The sequence below is a fragment of the Ruegeria sp. AF3 genome (genome assembly GCF_056536285.1).
This window is the reverse complement of sequence record NZ_JBQFJM010000001.1, coordinates 1,284,898-1,304,323: the sequence shown is the minus strand read 5'-3', so window position 1 is coordinate 1,304,323 and position 19,426 is coordinate 1,284,898. Positions and strand designations below refer to the sequence as shown.

Below are 19,426 nucleotides of genomic sequence, written 5' to 3'. Positions count from 1 at the left end.
ATTTCCTTCGTACGGGCAGAGAACCCCTAGAACAGTTGCAAATCCTTCGCGCCGCTTTGGATTTCAGCAAAGTTCGGCATGTTCTGGATCGTAACAGGTGCGGGTTTCGTGCCCGGCATCGCAACCGTCGGTTTCGCCACGTTCGCCATTCCAAAGACCGGTTTTTCCAGCTCCCCCCGGATATCGCGCAGCAGCGTTTTATGATCCGGCATCACTTTGACGATCTGCGCAAGATCCTCTTTCGCACGCTGCATGCCCTGGAACCAGATCACTTTCTTCAACGGCCGCAAACGATCTCGGATGCCGGTACCGTAACCCGTATCATAGACCTGTTTGCCCAACAGAACCGTCTGGTACACGCGATGATCAAACAGCGTGGCAAATTCCACATCGTGATCCATCGGCAGACGGTGCTGCCACAATTCCAGATTCTCGGCCAGGCGATCCGGTATCTTCATCTCTGTTCGCGCGTCGATCCAATACGGGTCATCCTTTCGGTTACCCAATCGGTAATGCAGGCAGATGAATTCCAGAACCTCGTTATAAAGCTTATCCATCTGCCGGTTGTATCTTGCCCGCAGCGACGGGGCGACGTCGCGCGTCGGCAAGTGTTCTGCAAACCAGCGTACTGCGTGGTCAATCATGTGGATCGCGGTACTTTCCAACGGCTCGATAAACCCGCCGGACAGACCGATTGCCACACAATTCTTGACCCAGGCATTGCGCACGCGCCCGACGCGCATCGGGATGATCCGCGGCGTCAAACCCTTACCGCTGTCACCCAGCCATTCAAGATATTCGTCTGCCGCCTGATCATCCGTTCGATGCGCCGAGGAGAACACATAGCCCGTACCGACGCGATTGTAGAGCGGCACCCGCCACGTCCATCCCGCGCCCAGCGCGGTCGACCGCGTGAGGCTTTCGATCTTGTTGGGATTGCGGTGTTCGACCTGCAACGCCATGGCGCGATCATTGGGCAGGTAGTCCGAATAATCCAAGAACGGCTCGCCCAGCGCCTGATTGATGATCAAACCGCGGAACCCGGTGCAATCGATGACCATTTCGATGTCATGACGGCCCGCGCGCTCCAGCATCAGATGGCTGACGTTGCCCTGTTCATCCAGCTCGACTTTCTGTACCTCGTCCTGGATATGCTCGACGCCGCGCTTGGTGCAGACCGTGGTGAGCATGCCCGCAAACTTCACGGCATCCAGATGATAGGCATAGCCAAAACGCTGTTCAAACTCGGGCTGACCTAGCTGCCGCGCGCCTTTGCACAGACGGCCCAGATGATCGTGGGGCGAGATGGACTGTGTAAAGTCCCGTTCTCCGTTGCCAAAGCGCAGGAAATACTCGGCGGCGTCCAACCCTTCCAGCATCTGGCCATGGGCAAAGGGGTTCACGTAATCGATGCGTTTTCCTTTGGGGTCCTTGTTCCAGTTGCAGAACTTCACGCCCAGCTTGAAGGACGCGTTCGTCTCGCGGAAAAAATCCCGTTCGGAAATGCCCGCCTGACGGAGCGTGACCGGCATGCGTGGCACCGTAGCCTCACCCACACCCACGGTCGAAATATTAGGGCTTTCGATCAGGCAGATATGTGGCCGGTCCGCTGTTGATGAAGTGCGTGAAAACACCATGTCCAGGATCAACGCGGTCATCCAGCCTGCCGTGCCGCCACCTACGATGGTGATCTTGCGCAAACGATTGTTCATATTCTTCTATCCCCATTGGTTTTGAGGACTATATCAAGTTTCCGACGCTTATCTAGGCTCTGCCATTATGTGCCTTGTGACCCGGCTTTGAACATGTCCCTGAACTGGTCGCGCAAGATGTTCTTTTGGACTTTTCCCATTGTATTGCGGGGCAATTCATCCAGTTGAATAAGCGTGCGGGGATGTTTGAACCGCGCCAGGCTGTCGCGCACTGCGCCCATGATCGCGTCGAGATCCGGAGATTGCCCAGGTTCGGCAACAATCAGGCCCAGCACGGTTTCACCGAAGTCGGGATGCGGCACGCCGATCACTGCACTCTCGAGAACACCGGGCTGGCCGTCCAGAACCAGTTCAATTTCCTTGGGGTAGATATTGTAGCCACCCGAGATGATCAGGTCCTTGTTGCGCCCGACGATATGGACATACCCATCTTCGTCGATACGTCCGAGATCACCGGTGATGAAAAACCCGTTTTCGCGCAGCTCGGCAGCCGTCTTTTCCGGCATCTGCCAATATCCCTTGAACACGTTCGGACCACGCACTTCGATCTCGCCGATTTCACCCTGCGGCAAAGGGTTACCGCCTGCATCGCATATCTTTAGTTCGACCTCCGGCAAGGGAAACCCGACCGTGCCCGCGCGACGTTCGCCGTCATAGGGGTTCGAGGTGTTCATATTGGTTTCGGTCATGCCATAGCGTTCTAGGATACGATGACCGGTACGCTCCTTGAATTGTGTATGGGTATCCGCCAGCAGAGGGGCTGAGCCCGATACGAACAGGCGCATATGTTCGGTCAGCCCCCTGGTAAAACGCGCGTCTGCCAGCAGGCGCGTGTAGAAGGTTGGCACGCCCATCATCGACGTGGCTCCGGGCATCCTGTCAATGATCTGATCAGGGTCGAATTTTGGCAGCCAGATCATGCTTCCGCCAACCGCCAGAATGATATTGGTGGCCACAAACAGACCATGTGTGTGAAAGATAGGCAACGCGTGCAACAGAACGTCTTCGGACGCAAACCGCCACTCTTCGACCAGTGTCCGCGCATTGGACAGCAGGTTGTTCTGGGTCAGCATCGCCCCCTTTGAACGTCCGGTGGTGCCCGACGTGTAAAGAAACGCCGCCAGATCCTCACCGTCCCGATCCACGGTCGCAAAGCTGTCTGGCATTGCAGCCGCCAAATCCATCAGCGAGCCAGAGCCATCCGCATTTAGCGTTTCGACCCTGCCCCCAAAACGCGCGGCAATCGGGGTCAGTTGGTCTTTGCTTCGGCCATCACAGACAACAAGTGACGCGCCGCTGTTTTCGATGAAATACGTCAGTTCGTCCACGGTATAGGCGGTGTTCAGCGGCAGGAAAACCAGACCGGCCTGCGCACATGCCGCGTAAAGCGCCAGCGCCTCAGGCGATTTATCGACCTGAGCTGCAACGCGGTCTCCGGGTTTTAGACCCAGTTGCGTGGCCACATGGGCGATCCGGGCGGCTGTGCTCAGAAAGTTTCGATAGGTGATGGTCGTCCCGTCTGTCAGGTACAGGAAAGCCGTATCTTTGCCGGTGTGAATGCCAAACAGATCATCATAGAGAGGGTTAGCCATGTTCGATCCTCCGTTTCCTCAGCCATAACGGCGAACCGCTTCTCAGGGGAAGGTTCAACTGTGTCACACTGCGCTTTTGCTTGCAGTTCAATGTCTGGACACGTCGCATTTACTGCGCAGCGCGAGTTGCAGCTCGGAAATCGTGGTTGGTAAAGCCTTTCACCGCCTCTGCACATTTTCTGCACGAAAGCCCCATGAAGGCTGCGGATACGTCGCGCCAAAGATGCAAGCGCCACAGGCAATCTGCCGGGAACACAAACCTGCAAGCAGGAGACAGGACATGAGGCAGGAACTGACAATTCGCGGCGTACCGGACAGCATCGTGCTGGACGCGTGGTGGCTGGGAAAGATGGACAAAGCCCCCCGATGGGGAGGCAATAGACGACAGCAGGGTGGTTCTCTGATGTCCACGCTGAAAATGCGCCATGCAATCCCGCTTCTTGCATCGCTGGTTGCGCTTGCTGATTGGTTGTTTTGGGAACAGCCGCTAGGCATTTCAGTCACGGTCTTCATGCTGGTTTTGTCCGCCGCGATCATGGCGATGAAACCCCGGCGTGCGACTGCAAAGGAGTGGCTCATAGCCGCCGCATTTGCCTTGATCACCAACCTGCCGGTAGTCATCGATTTGCAGCTTCTATCTTTATTGTTCAGCCTTGCTGGTTTGGTCAGTCTGGCGACCTGGGCGCTATTCGGTCAGACCGTAAATGAACGTCTGCTGCTGCGCACCGCCCTGCGCCTGCCTTCCATCGGCGCGACGCTTTTGCTGCGCGACACATGTCGTACCGCTGTGGCCGCCGATTTTGGGTCCGACAGCCGCCGCCACGCAGCCTCGCTGGCCTTGCCGTTGCTATTGGGCGCGGTCTTCCTTGCTTTGCTGGCCGCCGCCAATCCAGTGCTGGAAGACCTTCTGGCTGAGCTGGACCCAAGTCTTTTGTTCGAAGGGTACTTCTGGCTGCGACTTCTGTTCTGGAGTGTAATGGCCTCGCTGCTGTGGCCGTTCCTAAACCTCAGCGATCCATGGCTGGGCGGCATTGCCCGTCCCGCCACCATGCCCAAGACAGGCCCAAGCCGGGCCGCATTTCTGGTCAATCCAATCTCGGTGCGCAATTCGCTGTTGCTGTTCAACCTGATGTTCCTTGTGCAAACCGTGATGGACCTCGGCATCCTGACCGGCGGTGTATCCCTGCCTCAAGGGATGAGCTATGCCGCTTATGCCCACCGAGGCGCTTATCCGCTGGTGGTGACGGCCCTTTTGGCGGGCGTATTCACTCTGGTCACTCACAGCATGATCGGCGCGGACCGGACGTTGCGCTTTCTGATCTACATGTGGTTGGCGCAGAACATGTTCCTGGTGCTGACAGCTGCCATCCGGCTGCATCATTACGTCGACGCCTATGCGCTTACCTATTTGCGGGTCGCCGCCTTTATCTGGATGGCACTGGTTCTCACCGGCCTGCTGCTGACCGTGGTGCAAATCCATCGCGGCTTCGGTGCAACCTGGCTTCTGCGGCGTTGTTTTGCAGCGCTGCTGGTGGTCTTGTATACCTGCAACTTTGTGAATTTCGCATCAGTCATTGCCAGCTACAATCTGAGCCACGGCAGCGCTCTGATGCAACAGGACACTGGTTACATATGCAGCCTTGGCGCTGATGCTTACCCCGCTATCCGCGATCATGAAACCAGAACGGGACAGCAAGTCTGTGACGCGTGGATGCGATATGATCTGAAAAAGGATGCAATCACCAACTGGCGCGAATGGGGCTTTCGGAGATGGCGAATCCAAGCCTATTATCAGCAGCAGAGTTGAAGGACCCCATTTGATGCCTGCACGCATTCTTGTTGTCGACGATGATCCGGATATCCTTGAGGTGACAAGGTTCGCGATTGAAAAGGCAGGATATGCGCCACTTCTGGCCAGTGACGGCCTGACCGCGCTTGACACAAACCGCCAGGAAAGCCCCGACCTGATCGTGTTGGATATCGGGTTGCCCGAAAAGGATGGTCTGGAAGTATGCAGGGAAATCCGCAAATCCTCGGACGTGCCGATCCTGTTCCTGACCGCCCGCGATGACGAGGTCGACCGTATCGTCGGGCTGGAGCTGGGCGCCGATGATTATCTGACGAAACCCTTTTCCCCACGCGAATTGGTGGCCCGGATCAAGGCCATCCTGAAACGCAGCGCGCCGACACCTGCCCAGCCCGACCCGGTGTTGTCGCAAGGCAGCCTGCACCTGGATGCAGAGCGGCACCTGTGCAGGTTCGCTTCAACCCCTGTGACGCTGACCGGATCGGAATTTCGGCTGCTGGCAACTCTGATGGCCCGTCCCGACCGCGTTCTGTCCAGGGCGCAGCTGATCGATGCGCTTTACGGCTATAACATCCACGTCTCGGACCGCACCATTGACAGCCATATACGCAATGTCCGTGCCAAACTTGCCCAGGCCGGCTGTGCCGAGGGGATCGTGACCATTCACGGTGTCGGCCTCAGGATGGGTGCATGCACGCCCGGCTGAACCGCAAATGGCGCCCCAGATTGTGGACCATCGTTCTGCTGGTGCTGGGCATTGTCCTGTGCTTGCCCTTTGCCGGGCTGGTCCTATTCCGCTTTTATGATAGTCAACTGGTGCAACAGACCGAAGAAAGCCTGCTGACACAGGCTGCGGTTATGTCAGCGGCGTATGCCGAGCTTTATGCAGATGCAGCCGGGATCAAGCCGCCCCGCCCGAGTGCAATCTCAACCGAGCACGCGGTGTTCCCATCACTGTCGGTCAATCGCGAAACGGTTCTGCCACCGCGCCCGGACGCGCGGCCCGCAACCGTCCGACCCGGTTCGGTTTATCAGGCCATCGCCGCCCCGCTAAGCCGCATCGCCAACGCCGCCCAAGCGCAAACCCTTGCGGGTTACCGGATGCTGGATGTCGATGGGAACGTGTTTGCCGGAACCGCGGAAATCGGGCAGAAGCTGGGCCATGTTGACGAGGTTCGCGAGGCCCTTTCAGGGAAAACCGTCTCGGTCGCGCGCACCCGCGTGCGCGAGGACGCAACGCCTGCGCTTTATACCCTCAGCCGCGGTGCCCGCGTGCGCGTTTTCGTGGCGATGCCAGTGTACGTGGATCAGACCTTGATCGGGGCGGTTTACCTGAGCCGCACCCCGAACCATATTTTCCGCTTTCTGTACGGCGAACGTTTCAACCTTGCCAAGGCCGCGGCATTTGTCGCTTTGTCTGCGGCGCTTATCGGGTACGTGTTCTGGCGGTTCATCACTCGGCCGATCCACCTGTTGATCCAGCGCAGCCAGATGGCGGGCCACGGTGGTCAGGCATGGGAACCACCAGACCAGCTTGGCACGCGGGAAATCGCGGATTTGAGCCATAGTTTTCAATCGCTGACGGAACGCTTGCAGGACAAGCAGGACGGATTGAAAACGTACACCGCCCATGTCACCCACGAGCTGAAGTCACCCCTCACCGCCCTGAAAGGCGCGGCAGAGCTGCTGCGCGACGACGATTTGCCATCTGCGCAGAAACACCGCCTGCTGGACACTGTAGAAAAGGGCGGAAAGCGGATGGAGGATCTGCTGGCCAACATGCGCGCCTTCAGCCTGGCCGATCAGAGTGCCATCAACGGTACATGCTGTCTGAACGACATCACTGATCAGGTCGTCCAGACGTTCCCGGCGCTTGCCATCAAGGCTGAAAACGATAACTTGCCCTTGCCCGTCGCGGCACCCACCCTGCACATCATACTGACACATATGCTCGAGAACGCTCAGCAACACGGCGCGCAGAATGCCGTGCTGACAGCCTATCAGAACGACGGTGTCATCAGTCTAAAAATTGCGGATAATGGCGCCGGTATCAGTGAAGGGAACAAGGACAAGATTTTGCAGCCCTTCTTTACGACAAAAAGAGAGGCCGGTGGCACAGGTATGGGCCTGAATATTGTCAAAGCGACCATGGAAGCAATTGGTGGGCAACTCAGTGTTGTACCAAGCAATCAAGGCGCTTGTTTTCTTCTCACCTTCAACTAGCCGGGCGAGGTGAGAACTCATCAAACGGGAGGAAACTCAACATGCGCAAATTGCAGGCACAGGGCATTCACCACATCACCCTGACTGGTGCAGACCGGCAAACGTCAATAGACTTCTGGGAGGGTCTTCTCGGGTTTTCGCTTATCTTCGATCAACCAAACCTGGACGATCATTCACAGGGTCACTTGTACTTTGCCGCTGGTAACGGCCAGACGATCACGGTGTTCACCAATGAAGATCGAAAACCGTCCGGCAGTTTGCTCAGGGATCAGGTTGGCGCGGTTCATCATCTGGCCTTCGCGGTGTCACGCTCGGTTCTCATGCAGGTCGAGGAACGGCTTGACGAGAGGGGTATCAAGCACACGCCAATCAAAGACCGGGGCTTCATGAACTCGATCTATTTCCACGATCCGTTGGGTTTGAGGATCGAGCTTGCGAGTTACCGCTTTGAGCCGCCTGAAGGTGCAACTCATGGTGACGTTCTGGCCGAAGCGCACAGGCTGCGCGTTGAACGTGGTGATCTTGCGATTGCCGACGTCCACCTTGCCGATGCGATCGAGAATATCGTCTCGGAGCGTACTCCACGGATGTAACCTTTTTGTCGTTTACCCTGAGCGGTGGGCATCGTGATCCCCAACAATCGAAACTGGCAAAGTCGTTTGATCGATCCAACGTCCCTTCTGGGGTATTCTTCATGCAAAAAACCTAATCGGGAAGCGTGGCCGCTGTGAGCGACCGCAGAAATTCGGCAATGTTAGACACCTCTTGTCGGCTCACCGTGCGATTTGTGAACATGTCAATATTCAGCCCTGGAACCGTGTCTTCAACGCTCGCGGCCACAATGCGAATGTCGGCCAAAGGATCATCGCAAAGGGTGCGTCCCAACTGAGAAACGGCCATAACTTTGATCGCCTCTTCCAGACCTCTTACCGAGCCATTGTGGAAATAGCGCGCGGTCAGCGCGACATTGCGCAGAGAGGGCACGCGAAACCTGCTGGGACGCTCCTTGAGAAGCAGATCGTATTTATCCAGATAGGGATTGCCGTCCCAAAACACCGGGAATGTTCGGTAAGTCCCAAGTGGCTTTTCAGTGCCCGCTGCGGAGAACCAGAAATCCTCCGTTGCTCAAACCCCTAAATCTGTCCGGTGGGTGCTGACGTCACAAAAGGCCCAAGTGAAGCAGTTGGTTTGACAACAACGTCGCCCATAAACTCCATTTATGCTATATTAGGTCCGGTTTCAGTGGACGATTTTGCCATGTTAACGCGCCAATTGCACCAATGCTTCTTTGGATCGTGGATATATCTGAGCTTCGTTTTGATGTTCGGACTGAACGCAGCACTTGCGGAAACGCCTCATGCAAAACGTGTGGCTTTGGTAATTGGAAATGCACGATATGAGCATGTGTCAAACATCCCAAACTCAGCCAATGACGCCCAGGATATTTCTGCCGCCCTCAAGAGGATCGGCTTTCATGTCACAGCAAAACAAAACCTCGACTACCGCGAAATGCGCCTGACCTTAAGAGACTTCTCTGAGGATGTAGTCGATGCGGATATGGTATTAGTCTATTTTGCAGGTCACGGGATCGAAATCGACAACACAAACTACCTGATACCGACCAATGCCGAACTCAGGAGTGACAAGGACGTAGAATTCGAGGCAATCCGTCTGGATACGGTGCTCAACGCCGTTTCGACCGCGAAAGGCTTGAAGCTGGTCATAGTGGATGCGTGTCGGAACAACCCGTTCGTGAGCGATATGGTTCGAACCACTGCAACCCGATCAATCGGTCAAGGGTTAGGCCGCATCGATCCCAGTGGGGTTCTTGTCGGGTATTCAGCGCGAGGCGGGACTTTGGCGCTGGATGGTGACGGTCGCAACAGCCCGTATGCAGAGGCCTTTCTTGAACATATCGAGGTACCCGGGTTGGAGCTTGGGAAGATGTTCCGGAAGGTGCGGGATACAGTTTACGAACTTACAGATGGGTATCAGGAGCCATTCACCTATGGGTCTCTGCCCGGTCATGACATTTTCCTTGTCCCAGCAGCACTCAAAGAGCCAATCAATAGTGACGATGCCACTGCAAATGCTGCCAATGCCGTTCGCCCTGTCGATGAGCGCGAGCGGTCGGCGCAACGTGTTCTGGGCGAGGCCATGCAGCTGGAAGACGAAAGCGCGAAGCAGGGCGCTTTGAAGCTGATCGCGCAGCTGTATCCAGACACCCGCGCTGGGCAATATTCTCAACAGGTTACGGATGTGGTCGGACACACAAATCGGAAGATTGCCACACTCGTCACGCCGAAAACGACGATTTCACCCCCTGGAACCGAAAGCCGCCTAGACGCGCCTGCACCGTTGCCACGCTCGAATTCGGACATCGAGGCCAGTCTGAATCTGAACCGAAACGAATACCGGAGCATTCAACGCGGCCTGAACGCGCTTGGGTTTTCAGTTGGATCAGTGGATGGGATCTTCGGGCCTCGGTCCCGTGAAGCTCTGAAAGAGTTTCAGAGGCAAAATGACGCAGAAAGAACCGGATACCTCACAGCACAAAGCTACGCCGTTCTGAAAAATATAGCAAAACCAGAGCCATCCGCGCAAAGCGACCAACAAGCAGACCCTCAGATACTGGTGGCCGTACCCAAGTCGCCCCCAAACGAGAACGCCCAAAACGCCTTCTATGGTGACTATGTCATCGAATTCAAAAGACGACCGGACCCACGTTACAATGGCGGCGAACTTGCCAACGAAAAGCCTAAAACAATGCTGCGAGTGGTGTACCGTAAATCGGCCGCCGGGTTTCAACTAATTAGTGCTCAAGACAATACTGGAACCGGTGCGTCGCGTCCGCAAAAGTTTCGCGCATCGCTGTCTGACAACGGAAAACTGCGGATCTCAGGAAACGTGGGATACCTGTTTGGAAAAACCCGAGTTGTACCATTCTCGGTCACTCAGAGTTTTTCGAAGGAATTTACCAGTGGCACAACCGTGCATTCCAATCAGGGTCGGTTTGATGCTGCATTTTTCTTTGATATGACAATTACACGGCGCTGAGTGAAGTCGGAATGGGTGTAGCGCGGCCCAGCAGACAGGCTCGCTTGCCCAAGCGCATCCGCGTTCGCCACGTGGCGGATCAGCAGGAACAGGCGCTTTCGGCAACTGATCTGCGTATCTGCGCTGATTGTTCCAAAAAGAAGTCAGGGTCATTCCAACGGGTTTGGATGCCAATGTAGGAAGTGAAGTGCTCATGCACCTTTGTGCGCAGTTCGCCGTGGTTCGTGTCCGATGCTTCTATGTGCTTTGCTATTGTGTCGCCGCACACTGCAAGACGCCGTGCCAGAGTACAAGCCTCATTAGGGCATCTAGTACGCAATGACACACGAAGGTTCTACGCGGGGTGTTTAGTCTGGTGCGGTGTTTTGGTGCCGCGTCGGGTAGGGGCCAACGAAAGTAGTAGATGCCGTGTCGGGACAGTGAGAGATACGCATGCAGCTTCATTTTGCGTCACACCTGTGTGTCACGCCGCTCTAATGCTTGCTAACTGGTTGTATTGTTAGGTTTTGGCGGAGCCTGGGGGAAACGCTGCCGAACGCCTAATGCCCTGATAGTAAACACTATTGTAGTGTGCTGGTTTACAGAGTGTCTCACCTTAGTGTCACACTTAGAAGCACTCAACCTGCTACGTTGAACTGTGTATACCCAAACCGACACCAGACTACTGTCCTTTACTGATGAGGAAGGTTGCGACTAGCCTGCATTTGCTGAACATCGTCAGGCCAAGTGGAGCGTATGTAAGCCAGCACGTCCCATATGTCGTCGTTAGTCAGGGTGCCCTCAAAGCCCGGCATGCCGCTGTTGAAGTCTTTAATACCGCGTGCTGCCAATGCGTCTGCCCCACCTAGTTTGGTATACTCGAACAGTAGCTGGTTATCATGGTGCCATGTGTGCCCTGTCACGTCATGTGGTGGGGCGGGTAACACTCCGTCATCACCGGGTGTCTGCCAGTCGGGTTGGCCTTCCAGATTAACTCCATGGCACGAGGCGCAGTACTCTGCGTAGAGTTTCTGCCCATTCGCTAGGTCTCGGTCTAACAACTCATGATCTGCAGCGACGCTAGTACCAATACTGCATATAGCGAGTGCATACAGGTGTTTGTTCATCTCTACCTACCTTAACTCGGAAGCGTTAGTACGCTGGTGAGTGTCGCCGTTGTCGCCAGAACCGCAAATACGACTATTGCCTCAACCTCGATAGATCGGGCGAGGCGTTGCGCTGCTTTAGCCTCTCCGCTTTGTAAGGCCGGAACAAATCGGAGCTTGTTGGCAGCGGCGAGGATCAACAACAGCGCCACAAGGAACACTTTGAGCAACAGAGCCTGACCGTAGCTAGTGAACAAGAGCCCTTGGAGATTGCCAACAAACAACCAAGCCATCCAGAGACCCGCCGCGACCAGCGTTGGCACAATCAGTGCAGCAGCTTGTCCGAACCTGTGCCCTAGTTCAGCAGCATCTGTCAGGTGTTCAGGCATGAGAGCCATACCCCGCAGCGGGCTAAAGATACCCACCCAAAAGGCTACACATAGAAGATGCAACAGGAGCAAGAGTTGGACACCAAAACTCTCCAGTTCCGGTACATGTCCGATCTGTGCAAAGGACCACATGGCCAATGTGCCACCCAACAGCGCGATCCATAGACCAAAGCGAGGAACAGACAGTCCCACAAGGATCAACACTGCGCCTGCAAGGCGATAAACAAGTACGTCGCCTACGGATGTTTGCCAAAGCAAGCCAAGCATCTCTGGATCGACCATGCCGTCAACTCCGCCTGTTAAGGCGGCCCCACGAAGCATAAAGCCAAATACTGTTGCTGCGAGGGAAAGCCACACCAAAACCATGGCTTGGCGCTTCATCGCAAGGCTTACAGGCGCGACTAGTTCGGAATAGAGGCACTTAACGACGACAAGCCCGGTTGACCCAGCAAAGCCGATGTAGAGCACCAGCTTTGCGAGGATTGCGACAACTCCCCAAATGTCTGGCATGCTCATTCCACGGAAAAGGAAAACTCGCCCTGCATCGCATGGCCGTCTTTACCTAGGCCACGCCATTCGATGACATAGGTGCCGGTTCCATTGCTTGGCAATGGGATCGTGAACACCTGACGGAAACTTGTTTGGTCCCCCAAATCCAAGCGTATCGCCGCGTGCTCTTCATGGGCCATCTCAATCCGTGTCAACCGGATGTCCTTGGTGAAGCTGAGGCCAATTTCGGCGGGCACAGAGGTTACAGTAGCCCCGTTGGCAGGTGTCGTTTCTTCGGCCTTGGAATGCGCCAGTACCCCGCTGGGAATAGCAGCCATGATTGCGAGCGTTATGATCTTTTTCATGGTCCTGTCCTCAATTTATTCCGTTGGCACGTTGAATTTCACGAATGTACGCGATCACCATGGCAACGTCGCCTCGCGTCAATCCTTCGACCGGCGGCATGTCACCAAACTGCCAATGATGGCTTCTTACACCTTGTGAAACCGCCCTCTGAAAGGCTTCGTCAGCGTGGTGGCTGGGCTCGTATATCTTGTGGATCAGAGGCGGTCCTGCGCCTTCTACTCCGACCGCGTTGACGCCGTGGCAAGTAGCGCAGGAGACATCAAAGACACGCTGACCGATTACAGCATTGCCCTCAATTGACGGCATCTGAATTGCGACCATAGCATCGCCTTCAAGTGCCTCCTGCGGCGTAGTCTCTTCGATTGAACCGGGCCGAAGGGTTATGAAAGCGGCGACGGCAGCGACGGTGCATACACCGACTAGTAAGTAACTTTTTTTCATGGATTGGTCCTGACATTTTGGAAGCTTATAGTGCTGCGGTTCATTGCGAACAGCGGCACGTGCAGGTCGCAGATGTTCGCAAGGATTTACGCTGCTTCAAAGGTCAGGGGGCTTGTATGGGTTATCCGGTTCAATCGGCTTGGCTTGAGTTCCAATCTGAAACTCTGGATCAATTTCACGTTGATCCTGCGCGGCTTCTCCGTTCTGGGCGAGCAAAACAATGGCTTGGCAGATAGAGGGATTACACTCGCCGGTTCCTGAACTGTCCGGGTCATGGTGGCTGTTTGGGGACGACTTATCGATGCTATTTTTAGCCACGGAAGCGTGTTCTGTTGATTGCATGTGGCTTTCACAGTGAAGGCCGATGCAGCCATCTGATAGCGCATGAACAACGGTGCCAAAACCGGTCAGGGTGACCAGAACGCTGACTAGTAGCACAATTGAGTATCGTCGGATGACCATGGTTCAGGACGCTACTGCAGCAGACCAAGCATGACAACGCCATCACGTTTATAATTATGGATTGTGACCAACTTAATTTCGAGCTTTTTGGGCCCGCCTCCTCGTAGCTAGCAACATGAGAAGGTCCTTCGTACTAAACCCCTAACTGCAGTGATGTGGACGACGTCGCAGTTGAGTGTTGACTTGTGTCAAAGCGTAGGTTGCCAAATTGTTGGTAAGGTGCTTCGCAAATGGGTCAGAGCAACAGCATAAAAGCAACCCGGAGAACGGTGGCGTTTTTGGCTATACTTATAGCTATGGCCGCATGCACGGACAGGCATCACCACGGTGACTGGCACGGCCATGGTGCAGAGGGATGCTATGGACCTCACCATGACGCTATCGGCGAAGCTCGTTGTGGGGCGTTTGAGTAAGCTACTTTGCAAGGACGCACTCGCAAACAACCAGTCTAGCCAGTTTATGTTTGTTGATCACGAGGCCGCTGTTGATAGTGAACAGCCTCATTTGACTAGTCCAGTTTGATTGTTAGTGCATCGTCGGCCTCTGATCCATTGGAATGATGGTTTCCGGGGCTGGTGGGCGATAGCCCAATGCACTGTCCGATGTGTGGTGCTTGGTCCAGTGTGGGGTTTTGGTCTTGTGTCGGGCAGGGGCCAACGGAAGTAATATATGCCGTGTCTAGACAGTGAGAGGTACGCATGCAGCTTCATTTTGTGTCACACCTGTGTGTCACACCGCTCTAATGCTTGCTATCTAGTTGTTCTGTTAGGTTTTGGTGGAGCCTAGGGGAGTCGAACCCCTGACCTCTTGCATGCCATGCAAGCGCTCTCCCAACTGAGCTAAGGCCCCATCATTGTACCATCGGTATGGTGGACGGACGTTTAGGAGACAGCGGCTGCGAGTGCAAGTCCAAAATTGGAATTGGACGCGAATTTCCGTCCGGGCTGTCCCTCTCAAGTAAAAGGCGATCCAAGGGGATCGCCTTTTACTTGATCAGTTGTCGTCGTCTGACGTCATGTCGGTGATGTCGTCCAGTGAAACGTCATCACTGTCGTCATCATCGTCGTCCAGCAGATCGTCATCCAAATCCACGTCGACGCTGTCATCATCGTCCAGAACCAGATCGTCATCCGCCGTGTTTTCACGTGCTTTGACCGAAGCCGCGTCTTCCGCATCCGCCGCGATCATGCGGCTTTTGACTGTTTCAAGCTCCACAATCTCGCCAGTGTAGGGGCTGATGATGGGGTCTTTGTTCAGGTCGTAAAACCGCTTACCAGTTGTCGGGCAAACACGCTTTACGCCCCATTCTTCCTTGGGCATGTCAAATCCCCTTGATATCAGGTGAGTCGTCTAAATGATTCAGCTCACCTGCCACAGGCAGAGGGCACTGTCAAAGTCTTTGCGCAAGAGAGGTCGCGATATGGGAGAGCACGCATTGCCAGGGACACCGCCGGTGCCACTGAGATTGCGCAAATCGGCTCGGGCGCGGCGTATCAGCCTGCGAATCTCCCAGCTGGATGGGCGCGTCACGTTGACTTACCCGAAGGGCGTGCCGGAATCCGAGGCCTTGAGCTTTGCGCGCACCAAGGAAGAGTGGATCCGGCAGCATCTTCAGGGTCGGCCCGATATGGCCACCGTGCAGTTTGGGCAAGTGATCCCGATCGAGGGGAAAGCACGCCGAATCGTCCCTGCCACCGGGCGGCGGGTTATGCTGAATGCAGATGAGGTTGCCGTGCCGACAGGGGCCGAGGCCCGCAGACTGGGCCGGTTCCTGAAGGAACTGGCGCGAGACCGGTTGACCGGCGCCTGTGATGATTATGCAGCTATGCTGGGGCGTTCGTACACGACACTCAGCCTGCGTGACACGCGGTCGCGTTGGGGGTCGTGCAGCTCGCATGGCGGGTTGATGTTTTCGTGGCGTCTTATTCTGGCACCTCCTGACGTGTTGCACTATGTCGCGGCGCATGAGGTGGCACATCTTGCCGAGATGAACCACTCGCCTGCCTTCTGGGCGCAGGTTGAAAAGATCTTTGGTCCGTATCAGCCGCCCCGCCGTTGGTTGCGCGACAACGGGGCCGAGTTGCATCGCTACAGATTTGACACAGAGCCGAGTTGACGTGGCGCCTTTTTGTGATCACATGAGCATATGTTGACCGCGCGCCCTTCCGAAACCCAGACCGCAACACATGACCGGGTGTACCGGGCGCTGCGATCCCGGATCATGCATGGTGAGATGGCACCGGGGCAGGCCCTGACGCTGCGGGGCATCGGCAAGGAATTTGGTGTTTCAATGACTCCGGCGCGAGAGGCGGTCCGCCGCCTGGCCGCAGAAGGGGCATTGTTCCTGTCCACATCGGGCCGGGTTTCGACCCCGGAGCTGACGAATGACCGGATTGAGGAACTGGCTGCCTTGCGCGCCTTGCTTGAGGTCGAACTGGCAAGCCGGGCCTTGCCCAGGGCACACATGGCCCTGATCGATAGGTTGCAGAGCATCAACATGACAGTTGCCGAGATGGTGACCAAACGGGATGCGGTTGGCTATATCCGTTCAAACCTGGAATTTCACAGAACCCTGTATCTGCGCGCTCAGGCCCCTGCGATGCTGGCCATTGCTGAAACCGTCTGGCTGCAACTTGGCCCAACGATGCGGGCGCTTTACGGACGTCTCAGGCGCGCAGAGCCGCCACATTATCACAAGCTGATCATTGCGGCGCTCAAGGCCGGGGACGAGCCGGGATTGCGGCTGGCAGTGCGCTCGGATGTGACGCAGGGGCTGCGTTTGCTGGTCAGCTGAGCGGCTTCCTGCCGACATCGTCAAAGCGCCCGTCCAAGGTGTCACTGTTCTGGCCTGTGCAACCCGGCTGGGTTACTCTTGCGGCAAATCACAAACAAGAGCAGACCCAAACCATGATCACTCGCCGGACTTTTTCCATTTGCCTCGGATCAACGCTTTTGGCCGCCTGTACAGGCGGTGCCGCTCCGTCCGGCACGCCTGCAACCCGGATGCGGGCTGTTCCTAATGCCGGGTGGGATGCCTGGGTTGCCGGTTTCAAGGGCAGGGCAGCGTCGCAGGGGATCTCCCGGACAACCGTTGACCGCGCCTTTCAGGGGGCCGGGTATTTGCCCGACGTAATCGAACGCGACCGAAATCAGGTCGAATTCAAGCGCAGCCTCGAAGACTACCTAGCCATCGCGGCCTCGGACGAACGGATCAGCACCGGCCAGCAGATGCTGCGGCAACATAACGGCACCCTGTCGCGGATCGAGGCGCAATATGGCGTGGATAAGGAAATCGTCGTGGCCGTCTGGGGGCTGGAGAGCCGTTACGGCGCGCGCCGCGGTGATGTGCCCGTTGTATCGGCTCTGTCGACGCTTGCTTATGATGGCCGGCGTGGGCAGTTCTTTGAAAGTCAGTTGATCGCGGCGATGAAGATCCTTCAGAACGGCGATACCACGCCTGCCAACATGACCGGCAGTTGGGCCGGGGCGATGGGGCACACGCAGTTCATTCCGACCTCGTATCTAGCCTATGCCGTGGATTTCACCGGCGACGGGCGGCGCGACATCTGGTCGGATGATCCGACGGATTCGCTGGCTTCCACCGCTGCTTACCTGTCGCGTGCAGGTTGGGTGCGAGGTCAACCCTGGGGCGGAGAGGCGGGGCGTGTTTCCGGTACTCCGGTGGCCGTGTTGCAGCCGCAAATACCGGGCCCCCGCATCGCCGTGTTCCGCAATTTCCAGGTAATCAAACGCTATAACAACTCGGACAGCTACGCGATCGGCGTCGGTCATCTGGCGGACAGGATCGCGGGCGGGGCGCCGTTTCAGGCCTCGTTCGGGCCGGATGCAAGTGGGCTTACGCTGGACGACCGCAAGGAATTGCAGCGCCGCCTGACATCTGCGGGGTATGACACGCAAGGCGCAGATGGCGTGATCGGAAACAACACCACCACAGCCATCAGCGCTTATCAAAGCGCCAACGGTCTGCCCGTGACAGGTGAGCCTTCGGTTGCTTTGCTGCGCAGGTTGGGTGGCTGACGGTTACGCTGCCAGCCCCTTCGACCCGATATCAAGGAATTTCTGACGGCGGTCCTTTATCAGGGCCGCCCCATCCTTGCCGTCCAGTTCAGTCAACATGGCGGTGATGGCCGCGCGCACCGACTCAACCGTTGCCGGTCGATCGCGATGTGCGCCACCCTTGGGTTCCGGGATGATCCGGTCACATACGCCCAGCTTGTGCAAATCCTGAGCGGTCAAACGCAGCGCCTCGGCCGCTTCACGCATCTTTTCGGCATCTTTCCAAAGGATCGATGCGCAGCCTTCCGGCGAGATCACCGAATAGACCGAATGCTCCAACATCGCCACGCGGTTTGCGGTCGCAAACGCCACAGCGCCGCCCGAGCCGCCTTCGCCGATGATGACCGAAACCAGCGGCACGCCGATTTTCAGACACATTTCGGTCGACCGGGCAATCGCTTCGGATTGGCCGCGTTCCTCTGCTCCTTTGCCCGGATAGGCGCCAGCAGTGTCGATCAAGGTAATGACAGGCAGTCCAAAACGCCCGGCCATCTCCATCAGACGAACTGCCTTGCGATAGCCTTCGGGGCGGGCCATCCCGAAATTGCGTTCGATCCGCGACTTGGTATCGCTGCCCTTTTCGTGGCCGATCACCATCACCGGCTGATCGTTAAAGCGCGCAAGACCACCGATAACGGCGAGATCGTCGGCAAAGTTCCGGTCACCGGCCAGCGGGGTGAACTCGGTGAACAATGCGTCCACGTAATCCTTGCAATGCGGGCGCTCCGGGTGACGCGCCACCTGGCACTTCCGCCAGGGTGTCAGGTCGCGATAGAGTTCATCCAGCAGCTTGGAGGCTTTGGCATCCAGCGCGGCGGCTTCTTCTGCCACATCCATTTCTTCGTTGGCACGGGCCAGCGCGCGCAGCTCTTCAGCTTTGCCTTCAATTTCGGCCAGCGGTTTTTCGAAATCCAGATACTGGGTCATGACGCCTCATCTGCGTGAAATTTCCTAGCTATATGCCGCTGGCTGGCCTCAGATGCAACTAGATGACACTGAAGCGGCATCGTTCATGTCAAAAGCCGTTGATCAGATTAAGAGATTCTTTCTCTTGCCAGCACATTCCCGACATGCCCAGCAGAACAATCGCTGAAATCGACTTATGGGGAAACTCATTCCGGCCAAAGCACGGGGTAGAGCGAAACCACAAGCAGCACAGCCATTGTCCAGTTGAAGACAACCAATCGGCGCGGGTTTGTCAGCATCCGCGCCATCTGCTGTCCCAGAACGGTCCATGTGCTGACGGACGGTAAGTTGACGGCTCCGAAGACAAACGCAACGATGGCAATCGCATACATCGTCCGATCCGGTGTATAGGCCGTGGTGGCGGTCAGGGCCATGGCCCAGGCTTTTGGGTTTACCCATTGAAACGCTGCGGCTTGCAGGAATGTCATCGGCACTCCGGTCACCTCGGCGCTGCTTGCCGGCGCGGCATGTGCAATCTTCCAGGCCAGATAGAGCAGATAAATCACCGACAGGTTTTTCAGCACTGAATAGCTGACGGGATACCGATCAAAGACCTGCACCAGACCAGATCCGACGAGCAGCACCATGAAGGTAAAGCCAAGCCCAATGCCCAGCATATGCGGAATCGAACGTCGAAAGCCGAAATTTGCCCCCGAAGCCATCAGCATCAGGTTGTTCGGCCCCGGTGTAATCGAGGTTACGAAGGCAAAGGCGATCAGGGCCATCAGGATGTCATAAGTCATGGCGCGAAGTATTGTCC

19 protein-coding genes and 1 tRNA gene are annotated in these 19,426 nt (G+C 56.4%); 8 read left to right on the top strand and 12 right to left on the bottom strand.

Annotated features, from left to right (window positions below):
- Positions 1–26 precede the first annotated feature (26 nt).
- Both ACR3FC_RS06595 and ACR3FC_RS06590 read right to left on the bottom strand, forming a co-directional pair.
- A complete protein-coding gene (locus ACR3FC_RS06595) occupies positions 27–1,712 on the bottom strand; it encodes a tryptophan halogenase family protein (RefSeq protein WP_480473978.1) in 1,686 nt (561 codons plus the stop codon).
- Positions 1,713–1,777: 65 nt separating this feature from the next.
- The gene (locus ACR3FC_RS06590) at positions 1,778–3,304 is read right to left on the bottom strand and encodes a malonate--CoA ligase (RefSeq protein ID WP_480473977.1); all 1,527 of its coding nucleotides are present in this window, start codon (positions 3,302–3,304) and stop codon (positions 1,778–1,780) included.
- A 280-nt stretch (positions 3,305–3,584) separates the two neighbouring features.
- On the opposite strand from ACR3FC_RS06590, the gene ACR3FC_RS06585 reads away from it, so the two are divergent.
- From ACR3FC_RS06585 to ACR3FC_RS06570, 4 genes are read left to right on the top strand one after another with little or no spacing between them, the layout of a single operon-like run.
- On the top strand, positions 3,585–5,111 hold the full coding sequence (locus tag ACR3FC_RS06585; RefSeq protein ID WP_480473976.1) for a DUF4153 domain-containing protein: 1,527 nt from the start codon (positions 3,585–3,587) through the stop codon (positions 5,109–5,111).
- Positions 5,112–5,124: 13 nt separating this feature from the next.
- Entirely contained in the window at positions 5,125–5,817 is a 693-nt protein-coding gene (locus ACR3FC_RS06580) for a response regulator transcription factor (protein ID WP_209505965.1), read from the top strand.
- Positions 5,802–7,334 (top strand): sensor histidine kinase, encoded by a 1,533-nt coding sequence (locus tag ACR3FC_RS06575; protein WP_480473975.1) that lies wholly within the window; start codon positions 5,802–5,804, stop codon positions 7,332–7,334. Before ACR3FC_RS06580 ends, ACR3FC_RS06575 begins: the two co-directional genes overlap by 16 nt.
- Before the next feature lie 41 nt (positions 7,335–7,375).
- Positions 7,376–7,927: a VOC family protein gene (locus ACR3FC_RS06570; RefSeq protein ID WP_209505961.1), complete on the top strand. Its 552-nt coding sequence runs from the start codon at positions 7,376–7,378 to the stop codon at positions 7,925–7,927.
- A gap of 112 nt (positions 7,928–8,039) precedes the next feature.
- Here the strand turns inward: ACR3FC_RS06570 and ACR3FC_RS06565 are convergent, their stop codons facing one another.
- On the bottom strand, positions 8,040–8,390 hold the full coding sequence (locus ACR3FC_RS06565; RefSeq protein ID WP_480473974.1) for a hypothetical protein: 351 nt from the start codon (positions 8,388–8,390) through the stop codon (positions 8,040–8,042).
- A gap of 264 nt (positions 8,391–8,654) precedes the next feature.
- On the opposite strand from ACR3FC_RS06565, the gene ACR3FC_RS06560 reads away from it, so the two are divergent.
- The gene (locus ACR3FC_RS06560; RefSeq protein WP_480473973.1) at positions 8,655–10,391 is read left to right on the top strand and encodes a caspase family protein; all 1,737 of its coding nucleotides are present in this window, start codon (positions 8,655–8,657) and stop codon (positions 10,389–10,391) included.
- A 671-nt stretch (positions 10,392–11,062) separates the two neighbouring features.
- On the opposite strand, the gene ACR3FC_RS06555 is transcribed toward ACR3FC_RS06560, so the two are convergent.
- The 7 genes from ACR3FC_RS06555 to ACR3FC_RS06525 form a co-directional block, all read right to left on the bottom strand.
- Positions 11,063–11,497 carry a c-type cytochrome gene (locus ACR3FC_RS06555; protein WP_480473972.1) on the bottom strand — a complete coding sequence of 145 codons (435 nt, stop codon included), beginning with the start codon at positions 11,495–11,497 and terminating at the stop codon, positions 11,063–11,065.
- A gap of 11 nt (positions 11,498–11,508) precedes the next feature.
- Positions 11,509–12,381 (bottom strand): copper resistance D family protein, encoded by an 873-nt coding sequence (locus ACR3FC_RS06550; RefSeq protein WP_480473971.1) that lies wholly within the window; start codon positions 12,379–12,381, stop codon positions 11,509–11,511.
- Complete coding sequence (locus ACR3FC_RS06545; protein WP_480473969.1) at positions 12,378–12,719, bottom strand: copper resistance CopC family protein; 342 nt, start codon at positions 12,717–12,719, stop codon at positions 12,378–12,380. The genes ACR3FC_RS06550 and ACR3FC_RS06545 overlap by 4 nt, the downstream gene beginning before the upstream one ends.
- Before the next feature lie 10 nt (positions 12,720–12,729).
- Complete coding sequence (locus ACR3FC_RS06540; RefSeq protein ID WP_480473968.1) at positions 12,730–13,161, bottom strand: c-type cytochrome; 432 nt, start codon at positions 13,159–13,161, stop codon at positions 12,730–12,732.
- Between the two features lie 96 nt (positions 13,162–13,257).
- Positions 13,258–13,599, bottom strand: a complete 342-nt coding sequence (locus ACR3FC_RS06535) for a hypothetical protein (protein WP_480473967.1) — start codon at positions 13,597–13,599, stop codon at positions 13,258–13,260.
- A 797-nt stretch (positions 13,600–14,396) separates the two neighbouring features.
- Positions 14,397–14,472: transfer RNA gene (locus ACR3FC_RS06530), tRNA-Ala, on the bottom strand.
- Positions 14,473–14,616: 144 nt separating this feature from the next.
- Complete coding sequence (locus ACR3FC_RS06525) at positions 14,617–14,943, bottom strand: TIGR02300 family protein (RefSeq protein ID WP_480473966.1); 327 nt, start codon at positions 14,941–14,943, stop codon at positions 14,617–14,619.
- A gap of 100 nt (positions 14,944–15,043) precedes the next feature.
- Between ACR3FC_RS06525 and ACR3FC_RS06520 the strand changes: the two genes are divergently transcribed.
- The 3 genes from ACR3FC_RS06520 (at position 15,044) to ACR3FC_RS06510 (ending at position 17,661) form a co-directional block, all read left to right on the top strand.
- Positions 15,044–15,739, top strand: coding sequence for a M48 family metallopeptidase (locus ACR3FC_RS06520; RefSeq protein ID WP_480473965.1), 696 nt, complete (start codon positions 15,044–15,046; stop codon positions 15,737–15,739).
- Between the two features lie 30 nt (positions 15,740–15,769).
- Positions 15,770–16,417 (top strand): GntR family transcriptional regulator, encoded by a 648-nt coding sequence (locus ACR3FC_RS06515; protein WP_480473964.1) that lies wholly within the window; start codon positions 15,770–15,772, stop codon positions 16,415–16,417.
- A gap of 113 nt (positions 16,418–16,530) precedes the next feature.
- Positions 16,531–17,661, top strand: a complete 1,131-nt coding sequence (locus tag ACR3FC_RS06510) for a lytic murein transglycosylase (RefSeq protein WP_480473963.1) — start codon at positions 16,531–16,533, stop codon at positions 17,659–17,661.
- Positions 17,662–17,664: 3 nt separating this feature from the next.
- Here the strand turns inward: ACR3FC_RS06510 and ACR3FC_RS06505 are convergent, their stop codons facing one another.
- Both ACR3FC_RS06505 and ACR3FC_RS06500 read right to left on the bottom strand, forming a co-directional pair.
- Positions 17,665–18,627, bottom strand: coding sequence for an acetyl-CoA carboxylase carboxyltransferase subunit alpha (locus ACR3FC_RS06505; RefSeq protein WP_480473962.1), 963 nt, complete (start codon positions 18,625–18,627; stop codon positions 17,665–17,667).
- 185 nt (positions 18,628–18,812) lie between these two features.
- On the bottom strand, positions 18,813–19,409 hold the full coding sequence (locus tag ACR3FC_RS06500; protein WP_480473961.1) for a LysE family translocator: 597 nt from the start codon (positions 19,407–19,409) through the stop codon (positions 18,813–18,815).
- Positions 19,410–19,426: the final 17 nt, after the last annotated feature.